The sequence below is a fragment of the Geminicoccus roseus DSM 18922 genome (genome assembly GCF_000427665.1).
Taxonomy (GTDB): domain Bacteria; phylum Pseudomonadota; class Alphaproteobacteria; order Geminicoccales; family Geminicoccaceae; genus Geminicoccus; species Geminicoccus roseus.
Window position 1 is genome coordinate 51869 of sequence record NZ_ATYL01000003.1, and the last position, 22588, is coordinate 74456.

Consider the following 22588-nt stretch of genomic DNA (forward strand, 5'->3'; position numbering starts at 1 on the left):
CTGGGTCACTGGACTTCCCGACCGGCTGGGCGGACGGCGAGATCAACAAAGGGGGCCAGGCTCTTGGAGCGCGCGCCCCAGATCAACTGGCCGAGAAAGGCCAGGAAGATCAGGAACAGGGACAGGGCACCGAACAGCAGCGTCACGCCGGCGAAGACCACCGACGAGCCGGCATAGGAGGTATCGGCGAAGACCACCGCGGACACCGCAGCGAACAGCGTCAGCAGGAGGGTGACCATGGTCAACCCGCTCAGCCACATCAGGGGCGAGCGGGCGAAGGTCAGGATCGTGCGGATCGAGATCAGGTCGACGAAGACCTTGTAGATCCGCGAGAAGCCGTACTTCGAGGATCCATGCATCCGGGGATGATGACGCACCACGATCTCGGCGATCTTCGGCCGGGCGAGCGAGCTCATGGCCGGGATGAAGCGATGCATCTCGGAATAGAGCGGGATCTTCTTGATCAGGTCGGCCCGGTAGGCCTTGAGCGAGCAGCCATTGTCCTTGATCGGCACGCCGGTCACCCAGCCGATCAGCCGGTTGGCGACCTTGGAGGGCAGGACGCGCGACCAGTGGTCCTTGCGGTCCTTGCGCCATCCCACCACCAGGTCGTGGCCGGCCTCGATCTGTTCCAGGAAGCGCGGGATGTCGCGCGGGTCGTTCTGCAGGTCACCGTCCATGGTGACGAGCACCTTGCCGTTCGCGACATCGATCCCGGCCATCATCGCCTGGGTCTGGCCGTAGTTGCGGCGGAACTTGACGATGCGGACCTTCGGCTTGCCGTGCCTCGGCAATTCACTCAGCCGCTCGACCGTGCGGTCGCGCGAGCCATCATCGACGAAGACGAGCTCGACCTCCCGATCGATCGGGGCGATGGCATCACGGATCGCCTGGTACATCGGGAGGACATTGTCCTCCTCGTTGTAGACCGGGACGATGATCGACAGATCGACCGACATGACACTCCGTGCTGTCCAATGGCGGGCCCGCGCTCGGGCGGCCCTTGCGCAGGGTGTGTAGTCTGGGAAGCCTTCCATGAAAAGCGACACCTCCCCTCGTGCGCCATCGGGTGCGTCATTGACACCCAGGCGGGGTGCCGCGGACGCACTTCCGGCGCCGTCTGCCGGCCTGCGCGTGAGGAGAACCGGTAGGTTTCACGGAACGCCTGGGGCATTTTCCCGTTGGTAGACATCCGAAGTCGTCGCGGCGGTGCACCGGCCGCGACTCCAGGAGATGCCTTCATGAAGACCCATTCCACGAAGAACGACACCCCCTCGAACGTCAAGGCGACGGTCATCGAGCTGCTGAACAAGAACCTCGCCGCGTCCATCGATCTGGCGCTGCTGACCAAGCAGGCGCACTGGAACCTGAAAGGGCCCCAGTTCATCGCGGTGCACGAGATGCTGGACGGCTTCCGGACCCAGATCGACGGTCACGTCGACACGTTCGCCGAACGGGTCACGCAGCTCGGGGGCACCGCCCTGGGCAGCCTGCAGGCGGTCGCCAAGAACTCCTCGCTCGCACCGTACCCGACGGACATCTATGCGGTGGCCGACCACCTCAAGGCGCTGATCGAGCACTACGGCGCGGTGGCGAACATGGTCCGCAAGGCGATCGACGAATCCGAGGAAGCGGGCGATCCCACCACCGCCGACATCTTCACCCAGGCATCGCGGGATCTCGACAAGGCCCTGTGGTTCCTCGAGGCGCATGTCCAGGAGAGCCACTGACCAGGCTCGACCGGTCGGACCATCGGGATGCCGCAAGCATGGAAGAGCTTGGGGCATCCTTTCCGCCGCGCACCGGGCGGACGCTCCACAAAAAGGAACCGGCCCACCCCCTTCCGGGGGCGGGCCAGCCTCCAATCGTCCTGAGGGCTCATGCCCGTCGGAGTGATCAGCCTTTGTTGACGCTGTCGCGGACGCCCTTGGCTGCTTCGGTCACGTTGTCGGTAGCCTTCTTGGCATCACCCTTGACCTGATCGGCCTTGCCTTCGCTCTCGAGGCGCTGATCACCAGTGACCTTGCCGGCCGCTTCCTTGACGTTGCCCTTAACCTTGTCGGCGGTTCCGGATGACATCCTGTATTCCTTTCGAGCGTTGCTCACGTCAATACAACGTCCCTAGGGATGGTGCGTTCCAGTCAAGCGGCCCGAAAGCGGTCACGGACACGCGATCCCTTCATGACCGGCCGGAAATGCGACGTGGAGCAGGCAATGCCGATCCGGCGTGCCGGGAGCGCCGGATGGTTCCACCCTGGCGGTTCAGGAACTGGCAGGGCTGCGGGTCGGGAACAGGTGATACATGCCGTAATGGGCGAAATAGTAGAGGCTCCTGGCGAGGTTGAGCCCTTCCACCTCGCGATAGACCCGCCAGACATACCAAGCCGCCCGGATCTTGTTCCGGGAGACGGAGTTCCTGCGGACACGGTAGAATGCCAGCGGCTCTTCCAGCCGTTCGGCGGTCACACCCTGCTTCAGGATCTTGAGCCACAGGGCGTAATCCTGCCGACGCCGGATGTCGGGCATCAGCGGCCGGCCACATTTCTCGGTATCGAACATCACGGTCAGGCAACCAATCGTGGTCCGGTGGGCCAGGAGGTCCGCATAGGTGACGCTCGATAGGCCCTTTCTGACCTCCTCCGAACGCTCGCCGTCCTCGTTCACCGCCGTGTAGTAGGTGTGGCAAAAGGCGACGTCCCGCTCCCGCATGAAAGCCAGCTGCTTGCTGAGCTTGCTGGGCGCCCAGAGATCGTCGCTGTCCAGGAACGCCACATAGCGGCCTTGGGCGACGGAAAGCGCCGCGTTACGGCTCGCCGCCGGTCCCTGGTTCACTGGCGAGGCCAGGAGCCGGATCCGGGGATCGTCATCCTGGAGCGAGCGCACGATCGAGCAGGTATCGTCGCTCGACCCGTCGTCGGAAACGAGCAGTTCCCAATCCCGGAAGTCCTGGGCCTGGACCGACCGGATGCTCTCGCCGATGAAACGCGCGCTGTTGTGCGACGGCATGATGATGGAGACGGTGGCGTTCTGCGACACGGATAGGGAACCTCACGTCTCGGTGCGGCCAGTGATCGGGATAAGGATGCCAGGCATCTGGGGGAGGGAAGTGATCGTGACCCCGAGACGTTTCCGGTCGACGGCGAGTCATGCGGCGGCTGCGGTCCCAATCCGGAGCACCGGGCACTCCGTTTTCCGGTCTGGACCATGGACCACCATGGAAGATCATCGAACTACCTGTACGGCGCTCAGCTGGGACGCCCAGGCCCTAGCACCTCGTTTGGGTCCAGCTCAACGGGGGTGATGGGGATACGCGCCTGTACGCTGGAGAGAAGTCCCTAGACCCGTGCATCCGGCGCGTCAGTGTCGTCGAATGCCCGGGGGCGAAGGTGGCGGAACGCCGCCAGCTCATCGTCGGCATCGTCCACCACCCAGGGGCGATGGACACCCGCAGGCTCATCGTCCTCGCCGTCCAGGACATCTTCCTCCTCCTCGTCTTCCTCCGAACGCATCAGCAGCAGCCCCAGCATGACGAAAACCTGGCGGTTCTCGGGCAGGTCGCCCGAGGTCATCGCGTTCATGAGCACGTTGATGCACAGCATCGCCGAGGCGAGCAGAAGGGGGTCGGTACGCAGGCGGTGGACCGAGATGTTCCGGAGGCAGGCCCAGAACACACCGATCATGATCGCAAGGCCGACGAGGCCGAAATCGAACATGATGTCGAGGATGAAATTGTGGGGATGATCCTGGAAATCACCGTGATGGACCAGGATCGGCCAGCTTCCGATGCCATGGCCGAAGATCGGGGCTCGCGGGATCCACTCCAGGGCCGCCTCAAGATTGGCCGTGCGCCGAAAGTCGGACGAGCTAGCCAGTTCGCTGCCGCTGAGGAGCCCGCGGAACCGCGCCAGGGTGGACAAGGTGCCGAGGTCCGCGTCGGGCGAGGTGAAGGCGTAGATGATGACGCCAACGATCGCCACCAGCGCCAGCAGGATGGGGATCTGCATCTTCATCACCCGGACCCGCCCGCCCCGGGTGACCTTCCAGCCGATCACCGCGATCAGCAGCATCGGCACCACCCCGGCCACCAGGGGCCCGCGGCCGCCGCCGATCAGAAGCACCAGCATGAACATGCCGAGCAGCGCCATCAGGCCGATCCGCGCGAACGTCAGCCCGCTCCTGGTGGCCCAGAACGCACAGGCGATGATGGCACCCATGCCGCAGACCCGGCCGAAGCCCAGGTAGTTGTCGCCATTGTTGATCAGGAGGCGCCCCTGGAACCCCTGCCTCGCCCAGGCGAGCAGGGCCTCCACACCCAGCCAGATCGCGAAGAGCACCACGAGCCGCATGAACCGGCGCACCCGTTCCCTCGAATTCGCCATGATCAGGGCGCCGGCAATCAGGCACCAGGTGTCGGTGATGGTCGCGAGCATGAGCTTCTCGCGGCCATACATGCGGCCTTCGGTCCAGATCAGGCCGATCCACATGTAGACCAGGAACACCGTCCACACCCCGAGGGCATAGGCACCCGGGAGGTAGAGCTTTTCCTGAAAAATCAGGACCAGGCCGACGGCGATGCTCGCCACCAGGAACAGGATGGTCGGGTCGATCGGGATGAACGCGAAACGGGGATCGGCCTTGTAGCGGCCGGCAAACAGGAAGAGGACGAACAGGGCTTCGAACGAGAACAGGTCGAGCAGCAGGCGAACGACCGGATTGCCGGTGGGAAGACCTCGCAGCGGAGCGATCTTCGGCAGGTTCAACACAAGCGCCAAGGCGGTCGTCCTACTGTTCGGACCAGAGTGCCAACGAGAACCGGGGGGCGCTCCGAGCGCCCCCCGGTGATCGAGGCTAGTTCACGTAATAGTCCTGGTACTTGCCGTAGTACTGGGCGACGTCACCATAGCCGTACTGGGCATGCTTCTTGACGTCCACCTGGGTCACCACGACGCCCCCGATCGGGACGTTGGTCTGGCGCAACGTCTCGAACGACAGGGTCACCGCGTCCTGCGGAGTCTTCGACCAGCGCACGCAGAACACGACCTGATCCGCGAGCAGGGCAGCCACCCGGCTGTCCGTCACGCTCATCACCGGCGCGCAGTCCAGGAACACGTAGTCGTAGGTCTGCCGCAGGGTCTCGATCAGCAGGCGCATCTTCTGGCTGTCGAGCAGATCGGTCGGGTTCGCCGTCTGCCGCTTGACCGGCAGGAAGTCCAGACCGCTGGCCGGGTCGTGCTGGACGACCTCGTCCAGGGTGCGGTCGCCCACCATGAACTCGACGATGCCGGCCGCCACCGGCCGCCCGAGCTCCCGCGCCACCGAGGGATGGCGAAGGTCGAGGTCCACCAGGATGACCTTCTTCTGCGAGCGGGCCGCGAAGGTCGCGAGGCTGGCGACGAAGGTCGACTTGCCTTCCTGGGGCAGCGACGAGGTGACCAGGATCACCTTGGGCGGGTTGTCGATCGAGGACAGCTTCAGCGTCGTCAGCACCGAGCGGATCGATTCGGTGTAGGCCGAGAGCGGCTTCGCCATCAGGTACTGATGCGGCTTCTGGTTCCGCTTGAGGCGGTCCAGGCGCGGCACCAGGGCCAGCGGCTGCTGGCCGAGCAGGCGCTCGATCTGCCGGGACGAGCGCAGGCCGCGATCGCGCCGTTCCAGGAGCAGCGAGAGCAGCGAACCCACGACCAGGCTGCCGGCAAAGCCGACGGCACCGAACAGCCGGGGACCGGCGGTCGACGGCTTGTCCGGCGGCGCCGCCACGGAAATGATCTTCGCATCCGCCTCGATCAGCTGCTGCTGCTCGCGGGTCTCCTTCGACCGCTGCAGGAACTGCTCGTAGAGCGCGCGGCTGGCGTCGGCCTGTCGCTGCAGTTCACGCAGCCTGATCTCGGCGTCGCGGTCCTTGACCGTGGTGCCCTTGGCCTTGTCCAGCTCGTTCTCGAGCGTCGCCACCCGGGTTCGGATCACCTCGACCTGATTGCCCAGGTTGGAGCTGATGCGGGCGACTTCGGCCGCGATCTTGCCGTAGAGCTGCTGCTTCTCCGTGGCCATCTGCTGGATCAGCGGATGGCGCGCCCCGAACTGCTGCTTCAGCTCGTTCTCGCGGCGGAGCAGGTCGCTTTCCTGGCTGCGCAGGGCGATGATCACCGGGCTGTTCAGCACCTCGGCGATCGTGTCGAGGCCAGCGCTTCCCTGGCCCATGTCCCGGGCGAGCCGAAGCTTGGCCTCCGCCCCGGCAAGCTCGGCGCGGGATTCGATCAGCTGCCGGTTCAGGTCGGCCAGCTGCTGGTCGTTCAGCGTGATGTCGCGGGTCGAGACCATGTCGTTCTCGGCGCGGAACCGCTCGACCTCGCGCTCGGCGGACTCGACTTCCTCCTTCAGCGCGGCCAGCCGCTCGTCGAGCCAGCCTGCGGCCTTGGTGGTCGCCGCGGATTTCGAGGCGACCTGCTCCTCGACATAGATCTGGGTGACCCGGTTCGCGACGTCCGCCGCCTTCTGCGGATCGGCCGAGGTGAAGGACACCAGCATCACGTAGGAGGGGTCGTCCAGCTTGACCTGATAGTTGCGGGCGAAGCGGTCCACCGCCGCCTGACGGTTCAGGGTCGGCGCCTCGCTCTCCAGGACAGGCAGCTTCTCCTTGGCCAGGCCGCTCGCGATCAGCAGGTTCTCCGGCAGCAGCGCCAGGAGGCGCTCCACCGGACCACCCACCGCATAGTCCAGGTTGCTCGGCTCGTTCTCGGGGTCCAGCGCCGGGTTGAACTCCGGATCCTCGAACAGGTTCATGTCGTCCATGACCCGCGCGATCTGGTCGCGCGCGGTCAGCAGCCGCACCTGGGTGGCGAGGGCCGGCAGGTCACCGGTCAGCCCGGCGACGACCTGCTGCAGGTTGACGACCGATTCGTCCTTGGGCTCGAGCATCAGCGCTGCGGTGGCGGTATAGCGCTTCTCGACCTGCATTCCCGCAATCGTCGCGGCGGTGGTGCCGAGAACGACCAGGGCAGCGATCAACCACTTCCGCCGCCAGAGGATACCGAACAGTTCGCCCAGGTCGATCGAGTCCTGGTCGTCCTCGGCAGAGGCGGCACCGCGCTTGCCACGACGGATGGTGTTGCCGCTGTTCTGCATGTTGCTGGCGTTCATCGCGCTCCGACCAGTTGCGTTCCTGCGGCGTGCAGCATGGCCCGCCACCATAGAGGTTACGAAACGTTCACGAAAGTTGTAGCTTCCGACAGGAATAATGCTAGCAGATAAGCATGCTTCCTACGGTGTCGAGTGTCACATGCACCCTGGGGTACATCCACACCGGACATCAGGGCGCAGGACGATCCGTCCGCCACCCTATATGGCAATCCTGTCGGCTCGATCCCCTCACACGAGTCCTGCCCGGTTTCACACGTCATGGACATGCGTCGACCGCCGTATCCCGTCGAGTTCAGCGGCGCTCATACCCGAAGCACCGGCTCCGCGTAAAGCCGCGTGGCTTTGACCAGGTTCAGCGCCCCTATACACACTTCTGATGTGATGGTCGTCACCGTAAGGCGACAATCGTGCAGTACAGGATAGCGCTGCGCGGGTAGGTGGCGTTGAGAAAGCGGCCCATTCGTGCTCAGACTGCCTCGGTGGACATGGCACCAGGCCCGGAGGCGGCGCAGCCATGGTTCACGGAGCCGTGAGGAGGAGCATCATTCCTTCCGGTTTCGATCTTCCCAGTTGTCGAGATGGAGCGTGTTGTTCCATCACCTAAAGCCGGAGACGTTCTCGCCGATGTCGGGTTTCTTAATGGCGACGAAGTCAGGTCACGCAGGCCGGCGAGCGATCATCTTGACGCACGACACGCTGATGGCGGCGCTGTCGTTCGTCCTTGCCATGCTGCTGCGCGCGCCGGAGGTCTGGACGCCGGAGAACACCTACGCCCTCGTTCTCGGCACCGGCATTTTCGCCAGCCTGGCAGCGGTGGTGTTCTTCTCCCTCAGCCTTCACAAGAGCGTGTGGCGCTGGAGCTCCACCGCCGACCAGATGGCGGTGGTGCGCGCGGCCACGCTTGCCGTGTTCCTGTTCGTGCCGACCATGTTCGTGATCGGGCGACTGGAGGGGGTGGGACGCTCTGTCCCGTTCATCCAGTGGTTCGTCCTGGTGACGCTGCTGTCCGGCTCCCGCTTCATCTATCGCTGGTACATGACCCGCAAGGGCGACCGCAGGCTGTTCCGGCACCGCACGCCGGTCCTGCTGCTGGGAACTGGGGAGGGTGCGGCGATCTACCTGCATGCCCTGGACGCCACACCGGGCTCTGCCTTCTACGCCGTCGGCATCCTGTGCGACCAGGGCCACCTGGTCGGGCGCTCCTTCAATGGCGTGCCGGTCCTGGGAGGCGCCGAGGACCTGGAGCAGGTCCTGGTCGACCTGGAAACCCACGGGATCTTTGCCGAGCGCATGATCGTGACCAAGCCGCTGGAGGGCCTGCCGCCAGGCCTGGTCAGCCGGCTGGGTGGGATTGCGCGCCGCCACGGCGTGGAGATCGACTCGCTGCCGGACCTCCTGTCCTTGCGGCTGGGGGGTGGCGGCGTGATCGCCACGGCCGACGAGCCGATGCCGATCGGGGCGCCCCGCTGGCTGGAGATCAAGCGCCTCCTGGATATCGCCACCAGCGCCGCCCTGCTGCTGTTCACGGCGCCGATCTCCCTGCTCGCTGCCTTCCTGGTGATGGTGGAGATGGGCCATCCGGTCCTGTTCCGTCAGGTGCGGCCGGGACATGGCCTGCGGCCGTTCACCTTGCTGAAGTTCCGCTCGATGCGGTCGCCGCGCAGTCCGGACGGCCGGTTGCTCAGCGACAGCGAGCGCACCGGGATGGTGGGAAGGTTCTTGCGCCGGACTCGCCTGGACGAGATCCCGCAGCTCGTGAACGTCCTGAAGGGCGACATGTCGTTCATCGGACCTCGCCCGCTGTTGCCGCGTGATCTGGCCGATCTCACCGATGGGGGATGGGAGCGCTCGCGGCTGCGCCCGGGCCTGACCGGCTGGGCCCAGGTGAATGGCGGCCACCAGCTGTCCAATCCGGACAAGATGGCCCTCGACCTGTGGTACATCCGCCACGCATCGCCATGGCTGGACCTCAAGATCATTGCCTGGACGGTACGGATGGTGGTGTTCGGCGAGAAGGTCAACCAGGCGTCGATCGACGAGGCCCGCGCCTGGTTGAACAACCATGGCAGCGCCGGTGCATTCAACGCCCGCGAGGATGTGGGCCCCGAGGCCGTTGCCTAGAAGCCGGGTATCCTCGATCCGGCCGCGCCGATGGGCCGCGACCGCTCAGGCTCGGGCCATGCGGCCTTCCGGTAGCACCAGGGCTGCCATCGGATCGAACCCGATCGTGACCGGCCCACCTTCAGCGACGCCGGCGAACCCTGCATCGCCGCTCAGGTGAACCGTGAGTTCGCGGTCCGGCCCTTCGGCGACGAGGTTGGTGTAGGCTCCTTCAAGATCCAGCCGGATGACCCTGGTGTCGATCCGGTTGCCGGAGGAGGAAGCCTCGCCGAGATGGCAGCGTTCCGGCCGAACGAACAGGATTGCGGGGTCGCCCTCCCGGGTCGCGCTGTCCCGGCGCCCGAACAGCCGGCCCATTGGCGTGTCGATGGCGGCGATCTCGCCATCGACAGCCACCACCCGACCAGGAAAAGCATTGTTCTCGCCCACGAAGGTGGCGCAGAACGCGGTGCTGGGATGGTTATAGACCTCGCTCGGGGTGCCCATCTGCTCGATCCGCCCGCTGCTCATGACCGCGATGCGGTCGGACATGGTGAGCGCCTCGCCTTGGTCGTGGGTGATGTACACGAACGTCACCCCGGTGCGCCGCTGCAGCATGCGCAGTTCGGCGCGCATGTGCTGGCGCAGCTTCAGGTCGAGCGCGGAAAGCGGCTCGTCGAGCAGCAGGACTGACGGCTCCACCGCAAGCGCCCGGGCGATCGCGACCCGCTGACGCTGGCCGCCCGACAGCTCGGACACCAGCTTCTCTCCCTGGTTGGCCAGGGCGACCATCTCGAGCAGTTCATTGGCGCGCCGACGCCGTGCCGCCTTATCGACACCACGCACTTCCAGGCCGAACGCCACGTTCTCCCAGACCTTCATCAGCGGGAACAGGGCCAGGTTCTGGAAGATCAACGCCGTGGGGCGCCGGTTGGGGCCGATGCCGGCCATGTCCTTGTCCCCGATCAGGACCCGGCCGGCCGAGGGCTCCATGAAGCCGCTGATCATCCGGAGGATGGTGGTCTTGCCGCAGCCGGAGGGGCCAAGAAAGCTGAAGAACTCGCCGGGCTGAACCTGCAGGGAGACATCGTCCACGGCAAGGAATGTGCCGAACCGCATGGTCACACGATCAAGCGTGATGCTCTGGCCGTCCATCGGGAAGCGTATCCCACCTGCGGGCTTCTAACGGAGCGCGAAGCTAGCAAGGCATTCACGCCTCGTGAAGTGGAGAAATGACGATAGATACTTCAAGACCCCCCAGACCGGTGGAAGTCCTGCACCCGCAAAAGCAATGCGCCCATCCTCCGGCATGATGGAGAATGGGCGCGCTCGCGTGAACCTGATCAGCGTCGATAACGAAGCTTACTCGGAGTAGTACTTGCTGTAGGTCCCGTAATACTCGCCGGCATCCCCATAGCCGTAGCGCTTGTGCTTCTTGACATCGACCTTGGTCAGAACGGTGCCCAGCAGCTTGGCGCGGGCGCCGCGCAGCGCCTGCACGGCATTGAAGGCCAGCTGGTGCTTCGTCTCGGCCCACTGCGCCACGAAGACCACCGCGTCAGCCATCGGGCAGAGCAGCAGCGCGTCGTTCACGCCCAGCACCGGCGGGGAGTCGATCACGACGTAGTCGTAGTTCTCCTTTGCCTCCTCAATGAAGGCTCGCAGCTTGCGGCTTTCCATGAGCGCCGCCGGATTGGTCGGCCGGCGCCGCACCAGGATCAGGTCGACCCCGGAGGCCTCGTGGCGGACCACGGTGTCCTCGAACGCTGCCTCGCCGCCCAGCATCTCGACGATGCCATTGGCAGGCTCGACGCCGAAGGTCTTGCCCTGCACCGGACGGCGGGTGTCCAGGTCGATCAGCAGCACCCGGTGATCGGCAGCAGCCGCGACGACGGCCAGACTCTGCACCAGCGGGCTCTTGCCTTCGCCCGGCACCGAGGAGGTCACCAGGATGGTGCGGGCCGGCATGTCCACATCGGCGAAACGGATGGCCGTGCCCACGCCCCGGACCGACTCCGCGAAGACGGAAAGGGGCTTGTCCCGCAGGAAGCGCCACACCGGGCGATTGGCCGAGATCTCCTTGGTCTGCGGGATCAGGCCGATCCGCAGAAGGCCCAGATAGCGCTCGACGTCCTCGGCGGAACGAAGCCCCTTGTCCATCCGCTCCAGGAGCAGGGCGCCCATGCTGCCGACCAGCGAAGAGGCCACGAAGCCGACGGCCAGGAAGATCGGAAGGCCCGGGGTGGACGGCACAACCGGGCGCTGTGCCGCCGACAGGATCTTGGCATCCGAGTCCAGGATCTGCTGCTGCTCGCGGGTCTCCTTGTAGCGCTGGAGAAAGCTCTCGTAGAGCTGCTTGGTGGAAGCGGCTTCGCGCTCGAGCTCGCGCAGGCCGACTTCCGCGACCATGCCTTCGCCGCTGCGGCCCTGGACCTGGCCCAGGTTCTCCTGGATGACCTCGATCTGCGCGGCGTTGACCTTCGCCTCGTTCTCCATGTTGGCGATGATCCGCTCGATCTCGCCGTCGACGCTGCGGTTCAGCTTCTCCTTCTCCGCGGCGATCAGCTGGACGCGCGGGTGTTTCGCCCCGAAGGTCGCGCGCAGCTCGCCCTCCTGGCGCTCAAGCTCGCTTTCCTGGGCCCGAAGCTGCAGGACCAGCGGCGACGCCAGAACCTCGGGCAGCGTGTCGAGCGGCTGTCCCTGGGCGCGGAGCTCGCGCACGAAGGCCAGCCGCGCTTCCCGTCCGGCGAGCTGGGCCTGGGCGGCCAGCAGTTCGCGGTTTATGTCGGTAAGCTGCAGATCGGTCAGGTCCGTCCGGTTGCCGGAAGTCAGACTGTGGTCGATCTGGTACTGCTGGATCTTGGCCTCGACCGTCTCCAGTTCCTCGCGCAGTTCCTCCACCCGCTGCCCCAGCCAGTCGCCTGCCTGACTGGTGGTGAGGCGCTTTTGGTCGATCTGGCTCTGCACGTAGGTTTCGGCGACCAGATTGGCGACACGCGCAGCCTTGTCCGGGTTCTCCGAGGTGAATGCCACGCCGATCACGAACGAACGGCCTTCCGGAGATACGCTCAGGTTCTTCAGGAACTTGCTGCGTGCAACCTGCCGCAGGGGGTCGACATCGATCAACGCCTCTTCTTCCGCAGCATACAGCGACGACTCTCCGGCCGTTGCAGCACTGCCAACCGGTCCGGCCTGCTGCGCCGGCGTCCCGGGAGTAAGGCGAGACGATCCGGAATAGGACGGAACGGCTGCCTGCCCGGCCGCTGGATCCACCGAAGCCTCCATCATCCCGTCCGATCCCGCCGCCGGCACGGCAACGGTGGCGTCCAGTGCCGCCATCTGGATCAGGTCGTTGGAGACCAGGGGCTCCTTGGCGAGACCCGTGGCGATCAGCCAGCTGTCCGGAAGGAACGACGTTGCCGTCGCAAGGTAGCCGCTCCACGGCTCCGGCAGGGTGAAGACCAGGACCTGCCCCTCGTCGCCCTCCTCGAGGGCGGGCCGGAACTCGCTATCGGTGAACAGATTCAAGCGGGTCATGACCTGGTCGACCACCGGGGCCGACTGCAGGACCCGAATCTGCGTCTCGACCGTGGTCGGATTGGCTTCCAGGCCGGCAGCGACCTGCTGCATGTCGACGACGTTCGAGCTCTGGCCCTGAACGACCACCATCGCCTTGGCCGTGTATTTCTTCGTCATCGAGACGCCCGCCAGGGCGGCGAGGCCCGTGCCGAGCACGATGACGCCAAGTATCATGGTCTTGCGGCGCCACAGGGCGGCGGCGAGCTGCCCCAGGTTGGGGCCATCCGCCTCGCCTTCATACTCGGCAGCGCGATACGCAGCCTGATTCTGAGGAGGATAGCGGAGCTGATCGTCGGCCATGATCACGGTCACATCACGTCAGGGGGTTGTCCGAAGCATCAAGCGACGCTCCCGGCGGTCGTGATCGGATGCTCAGCGAGCGGAAACCGGAAGACACGGTTCGAAGTCGGCAGGCAACACCCTCTCGGGGAGCGCTTTCTTCTCAGGCGTTTCCAGTTCGGAGCTTCCGTTCGCTGCACTGCACCCAAAACAGTTCATATCAGCGAATGCGTATGAGTGGGAAGTGTCCGGCAGTCGATGGACCTGCGGCGATCTCACTCATTGGAACAGGGTGTGGCTATCCTGCGCACCCGGCTGATGATCCTGTGGTTTCCGGTCACACGTCAGTCATCGATCTTGAGAAGCGGAGATTGCAAATCTCGAGATCAGCGCCGCGGCCAATCGGTAAAGCCATGCCTTTCTCGCATCGCTGCTCTGTAATACTGCGAGGAAGCGATCCCGTGAGCATCCTCCCCCTCATTACCTAACTCACCGAGATGGGGAGGAACGGACAAAGCTTCTTTTATAGACGAACAGCGAATATCGACGCTTCTTCCCAACTCGATGCTGAAATCAGCTCAAACAATGAGATATTTTCCTACACAAGAAAGTATATCGGGTTTGCGGCCAATCCAACAACGAGATTTTTATCTATATGTATTCGGCGACCTGATCGTGTTTTACAACATCTTAGGCGCACACTTCATGGTTCTTGCAAATGATTCGTCAAGCACCCGGTCCGACATTCAGCGCTCGTCATCAGCCTCCCAGTCCACCTCCTCCTCGCTGACCAGTTCACCCAGCATTGAGGGACCCTCTTCATGCACCCGTTTGGGATCGCCGCAGATGAGATGGTGCCAGTCAGGCAGATCATAGCCGTGGGCGACGAGGCGGTAGGCGCAGGTATGGGGAAGCCAGTTCAGTTCGTGCACGTTCTGGGGCGTGATCGCGACGCAATCGCGAACCTTCGTGTGCCGGTGGACGTAGTCACTGCAGCGATGGGTGCAGAGGTCGAGCAGGCGGCAAGCGGCATCGGTCAGAGCCAGTTCGCCCGTATCCTCGTCCTCCACGCGGATCTGGCAGCACAGCCCACAGCCATCGCAGAGTGATTCCCATTCCGGCTTGGTCATCTCCTCAAGGCTCTTGGTCCGCCAGAACGCTCCCGCCATCGCCGGCCGGATCCGCATCCTCCGATTGCGGCCACTCATGTCAAACTTCTCCAGTGCCAGAGACCTTCCGCCGGTGCGGATAGCTGGAGATCAGATATGGTCTCGTTGGAGGCGACCTAGGCCCAGAGCCAGGATCCCACAACCATCTGCGCGGAAAATTCGCCAACTTCTCCCGCGAGGAGTGGACAGTCCAGAGACTACTGCCGTAAGTACGTGCCTATGGCATTCGCTGTTCCGCCGCCGGATGGCGGTCCTCCCGATCGCAAGCTCACCGTGCTGCTGCCGGTCGATGTGCTCCGGCAGCTGCGGGTTCGGGTCGCCCAGGACGAAACCACCATGCGTGCGTTGGTCCTGGATGCATTGGCAAGAGCCGGCTACCGGGTTGACGCTGCTGAGATTCGAGATCGTCGTCGTCACGAGTTCAAGGGCGAGGATCGATGAGTCGGTACATCGTCCACACGGACCCGGCTGTTCCCGAAGACACTCCCGCCTCTGCCGGCGCGGAACCGCAACCGCCCGAAGCCTCTCCGCGCGATCGGACACGGCGGCGCCCGGCGGCGGAAGGGGAGCCGCAGCGCCGACTTCCTTCCCTTGCCAGCAGCGATGGTGCCGAGCGCCAGGTCGACCTGTTCCTGGACAGCCTGATCAGCGCGCCGTTCAAGGATGACCGGGCGCTCATGGAGTTCCCGTTCTTCTCCTTGCAGAAGACCCCGCGCACCAAGCCCATGATCTACGACGATGGCAAGGTGCGGGTCGAGATCCGGCCAGGCGACCGCGGCATCGCCACGATCTGGGACAAGGATGTCCTGATCTACCTGGCATCGATCATCAACGACCGGATCGAACGTGGCATGCCGGTCGAAAAGACCGTGCGCTTCAATGCCCATAACCTTCTGCAGGTGACCGGCCGCGGCTCTGGCAAGCGCGGCTATGAGCTGCTGCTGGATGCGATCTACCGGTTGCGCTCCACCACCATCGTCACGACGATCGAATCGCAGGACACCAAGGAGCGGCGAGGCTTCGGCTGGATCGAAACGTTCCGCGTCCTCGAGCGCAAGACCCGCACCGGCAAGAAGATCATGGCCGGCTGCGAGATCACGCTGAACGACTGGATGTTCCGGGCGATCGTCAAGGATCGGCGGGTTCTGACCATCAGCCCGGAGTACTTCCAGATCAGCATGGGCCTGAAGCGTCGCCTCTACGAGCTGGCTCGCAAGCATTGCGGCTTCCAGGCGCGCTGGGTCATTTCCCTGCCCAAGCTGATCGATAAATGCGGGTCGGTGATGGAGGCGCGCTTCTTCAAGCCGCAGTTGCGCAAGATCGTCGAGGACGACGACCTGCCCGACTACCACATCGCGATCAATTTCGACCCGGCCGATCGACAGGCCGTCGAGGATGACGGCTTCGATGGACGACGCTGGGCATCCAATGAGCGCCTTCTGGTGGTGTTCTCCCCGCGCGCAGCGGCGTGAGGTTCGGTACATCGTCCACATTTGCCGGGATTCGGTACATCGTTCACGCTCGTAAGCCGGATTCCATCTGAATGCTGTGCCGCTTGCCCGGATCCTGAGCCGTGAACGATGTACCGTCTCGGACCGGTCGGCCGCAGCAGCAGGGGTCGATCCGGTACATCATTCACGCCATCCTGGCACATTCGGTACATCATTCACCGGTTCCGGGTGGTGATGTCGCTTACTGGGCCGGTCCAATAGGGCACCGCAGGGCTCTATTCCGGGTGGCGGCTGCAGGAATCACGGTCGCAGCCTCACGGATGTGGGGCCTGTGCGACGCGTTCGTGAACGAAGTACCGATCTCTCGACTCCCTGCTCCCGTCGCGACGGTCACAGGCTGACAAAGCACGGTACTTCATTCACATGCCATGCGAGCCTGAGAGATGGGATACTCGGTACATCATCCACCAAAGCTCGGTACTTCGTTCACGGACATGATCGGTACATCATCCACGAAAGCTCGGTACATCATTCACAGAAAAAGCTATTAACTAGCTGAAATGTCTATAGAAACCCAAGCTCTAACTTTCTAACAACAGAACTCTTTAACTCTCTAACGGCTCCCGCGGGTATGACCTCCGATCGCTTCCGCGCACCGGTGCCATGATTCACCTCTGCTGGCGCCGCTCGATCAATCATGGCAGGGCCTGACCAACCAAAGCGCCCAGATCCTGGAGCGGCCATGGGCTGATCCGGGAATGCGCTACCTTGAGTGGAGACATGGGTGCGCCAAGTTGCGATCTGTCGCCGGATATCTGGCCTCTCCGAGGCCGAGGAGTTCGCCCACCTCTGTCGATTCGTCGGAACTGGGCTCAGTGATCCGGACGTGGTCAACCAAGGGAGGGCCCAGCGCTATTCCTTTGGAAGCCTTGACCACCACGACGGTCTGGAACTGGCTACCGCCCTGTTCGAGGTGGCTCCGAGATGCCTGCCGTTCAGGGTGGAGCTTCTGGAGAAGCATCCTGACAGTGAGCAGTTGATCCTGCCGGTGGGGGGTGTAGGGCACTGGATCATCGTGATGGCACCTGACCAGGAAGGCGTTCCGGATCTGGATCAGTTGCGCGCCGTGCGCCTGGGGCCGCAACAGGGGGTGATCTACGCCCGCAACGTCTGGCACCTTCCAATTTTCTTCGAGGGCGATGCGGCGGGGGTGTTCCTGGTCCAGTCGTTCAAATCCGGCCAGCCACGGGACTGCATCGAACTGGCGCTGCGGGACCAGAGCTTCCTGCTTGGCGAAGGTACCACCGACTAAACGGAAAACCTCGGCTCAGGCGAATTCGGTGCTTCACGCACTATCCGGTTGGGCGGCCGCGATGGCAGCGTCCAGGCTTGGTTCGACCCGGACGATCCGGTCAAAGCCGGTCATCTTCAGGATCTGGGCTACCGCTTCGGTTGGCCGCGCCAGAATGAAGCCTTGCTTGCCAAGCTTGCGGGCGCTGACCAGGAAGACGCGCAGGCCAGCCGACGAGACATAGCGGATCTCTGCCAGATCCAGCACGATCCGGGCATGCCCCGCCTCGGCCTGAGCGGTGAGTTCCTTCTCCAGGCTGCTGCAGGAGACGGCATTCAGGTCGCCACACGCCGAGACGACCAGGACATCCTCGTGAAGCGTACTGCTCAACTCCATGGCCGTTTGCCGCTCCTGTTACTGGCTTCTCGCGAGCCCGTCCGAGCGGATGGGCCTCCCGGGAAGCCAGTAACAGCGCATTGGCGCCCCCGGCAACTGCCACCCCGGCCCGATCAGGTCACTGCCGCAGGGATCGGCGGACACCGTTCGATCAGCCGGTCGATCCGGCTTCGCGGCAAGCCGAAGAACTGCTCGAGATCCCGGGCATACTCCTCGAGATCGTAGAGGCTGAGGCCGGCTTTGGCGAATGCCGTGAACTGAAGGCTATCCGGAAGCCTGAAGTAGCGCATTTGGCCAGGATCCTGAGCGGACACGACCAGGGCGTTCTCTCGATCGAGATGCGCGACCGCATCGAGGATTGCCTCGACGCCCTCGTGATAGGCGCGGAGCACGTGCCACATCATGGATCGGCCAGCCTGGATCGGCATCTGCCGGATCGTGACGACCGGGCCAGTATCGATGCCGGCGTCGACGAGGTGCAGGGTGATGCCGATCTCCGGACATCCTGCCAGCATCTGCTGAAAGATGGCGAAGAGCCCGCCATAGCCCGGCAGGGGCCCAGGATGCAGGTTGAGAATGCCATGGCGCGGCAGTTCCAGCATCGCCTTGCGGAAGACCAGGCTAAATCGGCTGGAGATGACGAGGTCAGGCTCGAAAGCTTGGGCCCGGCCGAACCCGTCGCCATCGTTGATACGGTCGATCGATGCCATGGGGATTGTCAGGTCGCGCGCGAGTTCCCGGAAGGTCCGCAGGCGATTTTTGGTCCGTCCCTCCTGCTCAAGGATTGGAAACAGCATCGTCAGGGGCAGGTCACGCTCAAGAAACTTGAGCGTCGCCAGCTCGGGAGCACTTCGCTCCGCCGGCCGAGTGCGCTCGGTGAGCAGCAGTTCGACTTCATGCCCCGCAAGGGCCGGGAGGAGCCGGTTCATTGCGATCAGGCTTGGTAGATCTGCCTTGGTGCAGACAAGAATTCGCAATAGCCCGGTCTTCCGTCTGCCAGGAGACACAGTTTTCGCAGCTGGCCCCGACCGTTCGGATGCACGGCTGCTTGAAGCGAGGGACAGGTAGCCAGTATGGTTTCCGCTGTCCATCCGCCCCAATGCGGTCGCATTGTGCTCCGGCCGCAACGTAGGCATTTGCGGCCGGGTCTTAGCGGCAACTTCGTCGGGATGTCGGTTTGAGCGGACGGCGGAGAGGCTGATGTTATCCGGAACATCCCTGGTCGGGCGCCTGGCGCTGACTGCCTTCGTGATTGTCCTGGCCAGTCTCGCCCTCTCTGCAACGCTCAATCTGCTCAAGTTCGAAAAGGTAGTCCGCCAGAAGGAGCAGGCGCGTTTCGAGTTCCTGACCCGCGATCTCGCCTCCACCATCCAGGACGGCATGCGGATCGGGCTGCCGCTCAATGCGCTCCGCTCCCTGCAGCCACTGATCGACCGCCGCCGTACCATCGACCGGCTGATCGAGTGGATCGTGATCTTCGATGACAAGGGGCGCCGGCTCTACACCACAGACCGGACGGCGGCGGTGGACCAGCCCGTTCCAGCGGCATGGCAGGAGGCAAGCCGCCTTGAGCCGGGGCAGGTTGCACAGCCCGTGCGACTGGACGTGCCGGTCATCGTGGTACCCCTTGTGAACCTGTTCGATCGTCCGGTGGGTGGGCTTGCGGTTGGCTACAGCGAGAGCGGCATCGAGCAGACCATGCTCGCCATCCGGGTCATTCTCGGCCAGGCCATCCTCGAGGCGAGCGTGCCGGCGGCGGTCGTGCTGATCCTGGGCGTGGCGATGGTCATGCACCGGACCCGCAGGCGCATGCGGGCGAGCACGGTAGCGGTGATGAGCGCCATCGACGGATCGGCGGATCGATCGTCGACGAGCGGGGGTGCACCGGACCCTGTCGCCAGCGTCATCAGCGAGACCCTCGACCGCCTGGCGCGCACGGAGCGCCACATCGAACGGGCAGATCTCCCGTGAGGGTCTCGACACGCAACCAGGTGGCCAGCGCCCTGTCCGGCGAACGACATAACAGCACCAGCGGTGGCGAAAGCATTGCCCTGGTCTTCCTGGTGGTCGCGGTGCTGGTGCTTTCGACGCTTTATGTCGCAAACCGGGCGCTCGACGCATTCAACCGGGAACTTCTGCCGCTCATGGATCGAGAGGCCGAGGCGGTCTCCAGCTCGATAGCGGCCACGGTCGAACGGGCAGTCGAGCTGGGGATACCACCCAAGGAACTCGTTGGGGTCGAACCCTTCCTTGAGGAATTCCGACGTCAGCTTCCAAGCCTTGGCTACGTGGCGCTGGTCGATGCCGATTCGGTGATGCTGCACGGCATCGGACCGGAGCTCCCATCCTTTGAGGCCCTGCTTGGAGCCGGCCTGATTGCACGTCCGGATCAGATCGTCCTGCCCAGCCAAGATGGAACGGAGCAGGATCTGTCATTGCGAGCCGTCAGCACGACGTTAGCCGAAATCCGTGACACGGCCTGGCCGATCATGGTCCCGAACCAGGAGCCGCTGGTGCTGCATGTCGGCTCTTCGAGCAGCGTCTATGAGATGCAGATCAGCGACGTCCGCTGGGATGTCTGGATCGTGCTGCTGGTCTCCGTGCTGGCGACCTATGAAATCCTGATCTTCCTGCTGGCCCGCTCCGCGGTGGCCCCGTTGGAACTGTTGGGCAGGGCGACCCGGGAACTGATGGAGGGCCGGTGGACCAGGTCCGTGCCCGTGGTGGGAGCCGACGAGAGCCGCCAGCTCCTGGGTGCGTTCAATCTCGCGGTGCGTACGGTGAACGAAGCCTATGGGCGTGTGATGTGGAAGGCGGAGGAGGTGGCCAGGGAAGGCCGTGCCACCGGTGAGCGGATCGCTCGGGAGCTTGCCGAGCTCGGCCGTGGACTGTCGTTCGCACCCGATGGGCTCGGACGGCTCACCGCTCTGCCGAACGCGGTCATGGCACGTACGCCCCTGTTCATTTTCGTCTTCGCGGAGCAACTGCCGACATCGTTCATGCCGCTCTATGCCAGGACCCTCTATACGCCGCTGCCCTGGCTGGGGCCGGCTATCGCGATCGGGCTGCCACTCTCGGCCTTCGTGGCTGCCGTCGCCATCGCAACCCCCTTCGGTGGATGGTGGGTCGGGCGCATCGGCAGTCGGCGGGTCTTCCTGGCAGGCGCCGTTCCGGCGATTCTCGGGCATATCCTGGCAGGGCTGGCCGATGGCCTCACGATGCTGATCGTCGCCCGTGTCATCGCCGCGATCGGCTACGCGCTGGTGACGATCGCCTGCCAGCATCATTTGGTGCGTGTGGCGGCAGAAGGGCGGCAAGCAGGGAGTCTCGCGGTCTTTGTTCTGGCGGTGGTGACCGGAACAATCTGCGGCATGGCGATCGGGGCCGTACTGGCCGACCGTCTGGGCTATACCAGCACGTTCATGGTCGCAGCGGGCCTGGTGCTGGTTTCGGCGCTGCTGGCGGGATGGGTGCTGCCGCGGGAAGAGCGGGAGGAGTCGAAGGACCAACCAGCAGCCCAGGCGGCTGGTGGACGTGGCTGGTCCCTGGCGCTTCGCTCGCCGCGCTTCCTCGCCATCGTGCTGCTCGCCGCGATCCCGGCCAAGATCGGGCTGAACGGCCTCGTCTACTACCTGGCGCCCCTTTATCTTGCGGACGTCGGGGTGACCCTGCCGGCGATCGGGCGCACCATCATGATGTACTCGATCGGCATGTTGGTCGCGATCCGCGCCGGGGCCTGGCTCGCCGATCGCCGCCACCTCTATCTGTTGCCGATGGTGCTGATGGGGCTCGCTGCCACGGCAGGGGTGCTGTTCGTGCCGGTCCTGGGCGTCGAGGCGGGGATGCTTGTCGCGGTTGCAGCCCTGGGTTTGGGCCATGGGCTCGGCAGCGCCCCGATGCTGGCAGCGGTGCCGGCCATGTGCCGAGGGCCTGATGGCCGACGAGATTCGGCGGTCCTGCTGGGCTTCCTGCGCAGTGGGGAGCGGATCGGCAGCATGCTTGGACCGATGATCGCCGCCACGCTCCTGGCCGGCGCGGGATCGCAGGATGCGCTGTTCTGGTTGGGCATGATCCCCGGGGCCGCTGCCATTCTGCTGGCGGCCGTGGGGCTGCTCTCCCCCGGTCGTGGTCTGATCCCGGCAGCCCGGGAAGCAAGCCCATGAGGCACCGTCTGCTGGACCGGCGCAGCCTGCTGGGCGGTGCCGCCGCTACCGGCATGCTGCGAGCAACCCCTGGCCGGTCCCAGGACAAGGCCTGGAAGATCATGATGATCACCTGGCGCGGCTGGGAAGACGCCTGCCAGGGTTTCGCGGACTATTTCACCGAGCGGAATGTGCCGGTGGAACTGATCCTGCGTGATGCCGCCCGCAATCCGGAGATGGTCAGCCGGCACGTTGCCGAGGCCAAGGCAACCCGGCCGGATCTCGTCTATCTCTGGGGTACCACCACGGCGATGGTGGCACTCGGTCCTTTCGATGCCGTCGATCCGGCGGTGCATCTCGCCGACGAGATCCCGGCAGTGTTCAACATCGTCACCGAGCCGGTGTGGAACCGGATCGTGCCGTCGCTGGAGCATCCTGGTCGCCGTGTCACCGGGACGCTGTACATCACCGGCGTCGGGCAACAGCTCACCACGCTCACGGCCTACCGCCCCTTCCGGTCGATGGGGGTCACCTACAGCCCGATCGAGGGCAACTCACGGGCCGTGGTCGAGCTGCTTGGGCAGGAGGCTGAGCGGCTGGGCTTCGAGTTGATCGACCGGCCCGTCCCACTGGACGATGCCGGCAAGCCGATCGCCTCCGCCATTCCGCAGAAGGTCCGCGAGATCGCGGAGGCAGGAGCGCAATGGCTCTATATCGCGCCGGACAGTTTCCTGAACGCCAACAAGCTGCCCCTGACCGAGAGCGCGCTTTCTCTGGGCCTGCCGAGCTTCACCTCGACCGAACCCTACATCCTTCAGGCGCACGCCCTGTTCGGGCTGGTCAGCCGCTACTACGCGGTGGGCCAGTTCACCGCCTTCAAGGCCGAACAGATCCTTCAAGGCAGCGACCCGGCGGCCATTCCGGTGGAGCCTTTGGCGCGGTTCTCGCTGATCGTGAACGTGCAGACCGCCAACCGGCTGCGGTTCTATCCGCCTCTGTCCCTGCTCCGCTACGCCGAGACTGTCTAGGATGCTCCTCAGGGTC

Annotated in this window: 18 protein-coding genes; 8 read left to right on the top strand and 10 right to left on the bottom strand. The window is 64.5% G+C overall.

All coding sequences use genetic code 11. The features are described 5' to 3' along the window. Nucleotides 1–5 precede the first annotated feature (5 nt). Nucleotides 6–959, bottom strand: coding sequence for a glycosyltransferase family 2 protein (locus tag GEMRO_RS0100260; protein WP_027132438.1), 954 nt, complete (start codon nucleotides 957–959; stop codon nucleotides 6–8). 282 nt (nucleotides 960–1241) lie between these two features. Here GEMRO_RS0100260 and dps point away from each other — a divergent pair, with 282 nt between their 5' ends. After that, nucleotides 1242–1730: a DNA starvation/stationary phase protection protein Dps gene (dps, locus tag GEMRO_RS0100265; protein WP_027132439.1), complete on the top strand. Its 489-nt coding sequence runs from the start codon at nucleotides 1242–1244 to the stop codon at nucleotides 1728–1730. Nucleotides 1731–1896: 166 nt separating this feature from the next. On the opposite strand, the gene GEMRO_RS0100270 is transcribed toward dps, so the two are convergent. From GEMRO_RS0100270 to GEMRO_RS26505, 4 genes are all read right to left on the bottom strand, one after another. Continuing rightward, nucleotides 1897–2079, bottom strand: coding sequence for a CsbD family protein (locus GEMRO_RS0100270; protein ID WP_027132440.1), 183 nt, complete (start codon nucleotides 2077–2079; stop codon nucleotides 1897–1899). A gap of 183 nt (nucleotides 2080–2262) precedes the next feature. After that, nucleotides 2263–3036: a glycosyltransferase family 2 protein gene (locus tag GEMRO_RS0100275; RefSeq protein WP_027132441.1), complete on the bottom strand. Its 774-nt coding sequence runs from the start codon at nucleotides 3034–3036 to the stop codon at nucleotides 2263–2265. Nucleotides 3037–3335: 299 nt separating this feature from the next. Further along, entirely contained in the window at nucleotides 3336–4763 is a 1428-nt protein-coding gene (locus tag GEMRO_RS0100280) for an O-antigen ligase family protein (protein ID WP_240476552.1), read from the bottom strand. Nucleotides 4764–4848: 85 nt separating this feature from the next. Beyond that, nucleotides 4849–7137: a GumC family protein gene (locus GEMRO_RS26505; RefSeq protein ID WP_035484344.1), complete on the bottom strand. Its 2289-nt coding sequence runs from the start codon at nucleotides 7135–7137 to the stop codon at nucleotides 4849–4851. Nucleotides 7138–7818: 681 nt separating this feature from the next. Between GEMRO_RS26505 and GEMRO_RS33835 the strand changes: the two genes are divergently transcribed. Beyond that, a complete protein-coding gene (locus tag GEMRO_RS33835; protein ID WP_169728280.1) occupies nucleotides 7819–9258 on the top strand; it encodes a sugar transferase in 1440 nt (479 codons plus the stop codon). A 45-nt stretch (nucleotides 9259–9303) separates the two neighbouring features. Here the strand turns inward: GEMRO_RS33835 and GEMRO_RS0100295 are convergent, their stop codons facing one another. From GEMRO_RS0100295 to GEMRO_RS0100305, 3 genes are all read right to left on the bottom strand, one after another. Next, a complete protein-coding gene (locus GEMRO_RS0100295; protein ID WP_027132443.1) occupies nucleotides 9304–10392 on the bottom strand; it encodes an ABC transporter ATP-binding protein in 1089 nt (362 codons plus the stop codon). Nucleotides 10393–10599: 207 nt separating this feature from the next. Further along, a complete protein-coding gene (locus GEMRO_RS0100300) occupies nucleotides 10600–13116 on the bottom strand; it encodes a GumC family protein (protein WP_157505352.1) in 2517 nt (838 codons plus the stop codon). A gap of 725 nt (nucleotides 13117–13841) precedes the next feature. Then, entirely contained in the window at nucleotides 13842–14303 is a 462-nt protein-coding gene (locus GEMRO_RS0100305) for a YcgN family cysteine cluster protein (RefSeq protein WP_240476551.1), read from the bottom strand. Between the two features lie 180 nt (nucleotides 14304–14483). On the opposite strand from GEMRO_RS0100305, the gene GEMRO_RS33840 reads away from it, so the two are divergent. The 3 genes from GEMRO_RS33840 to GEMRO_RS26520 all read left to right on the top strand — a co-directional run bounded on the left by GEMRO_RS33840 (nucleotide 14484) and on the right by GEMRO_RS26520 (nucleotide 17027). Then, entirely contained in the window at nucleotides 14484–14705 is a 222-nt protein-coding gene (locus GEMRO_RS33840; RefSeq protein WP_157505354.1) for a hypothetical protein, read from the top strand. Then, nucleotides 14702–15736, top strand: coding sequence for a replication initiator protein A (locus GEMRO_RS26515; RefSeq protein WP_051328511.1), 1035 nt, complete (start codon nucleotides 14702–14704; stop codon nucleotides 15734–15736). Before GEMRO_RS33840 ends, GEMRO_RS26515 begins: the two co-directional genes overlap by 4 nt. A 763-nt stretch (nucleotides 15737–16499) precedes the next feature. After that, the gene (locus GEMRO_RS26520; protein WP_169728281.1) at nucleotides 16500–17027 is read left to right on the top strand and encodes an ureidoglycolate lyase; all 528 of its coding nucleotides are present in this window, start codon (nucleotides 16500–16502) and stop codon (nucleotides 17025–17027) included. 33 nt (nucleotides 17028–17060) lie between these two features. On the opposite strand, the gene GEMRO_RS0100320 is transcribed toward GEMRO_RS26520, so the two are convergent. Continuing rightward, complete coding sequence (locus tag GEMRO_RS0100320; RefSeq protein ID WP_035484348.1) at nucleotides 17061–17402, bottom strand: STAS domain-containing protein; 342 nt, start codon at nucleotides 17400–17402, stop codon at nucleotides 17061–17063. A gap of 113 nt (nucleotides 17403–17515) precedes the next feature. After that, entirely contained in the window at nucleotides 17516–18379 is an 864-nt protein-coding gene (locus GEMRO_RS34535) for a formyltransferase family protein (RefSeq protein WP_169728282.1), read from the bottom strand. Between the two features lie 223 nt (nucleotides 18380–18602). Between GEMRO_RS34535 and GEMRO_RS34540 the strand changes: the two genes are divergently transcribed. The 3 genes from GEMRO_RS34540 to GEMRO_RS26530 are packed head-to-tail and all read left to right on the top strand — an operon-like array spanning nucleotide 18603 to nucleotide 22572. Continuing rightward, entirely contained in the window at nucleotides 18603–19373 is a 771-nt protein-coding gene (locus GEMRO_RS34540) for a hypothetical protein (RefSeq protein ID WP_027132447.1), read from the top strand. Between the two features lie 20 nt (nucleotides 19374–19393). After that, nucleotides 19394–21565, top strand: coding sequence for an MFS transporter (locus GEMRO_RS0100335; RefSeq protein WP_157505360.1), 2172 nt, complete (start codon nucleotides 19394–19396; stop codon nucleotides 21563–21565). After that, a complete protein-coding gene (locus GEMRO_RS26530; protein WP_084506349.1) occupies nucleotides 21562–22572 on the top strand; it encodes an ABC transporter substrate binding protein in 1011 nt (336 codons plus the stop codon). Before GEMRO_RS0100335 ends, GEMRO_RS26530 begins: the two co-directional genes overlap by 4 nt. Nucleotides 22573–22588: the final 16 nt, after the last annotated feature.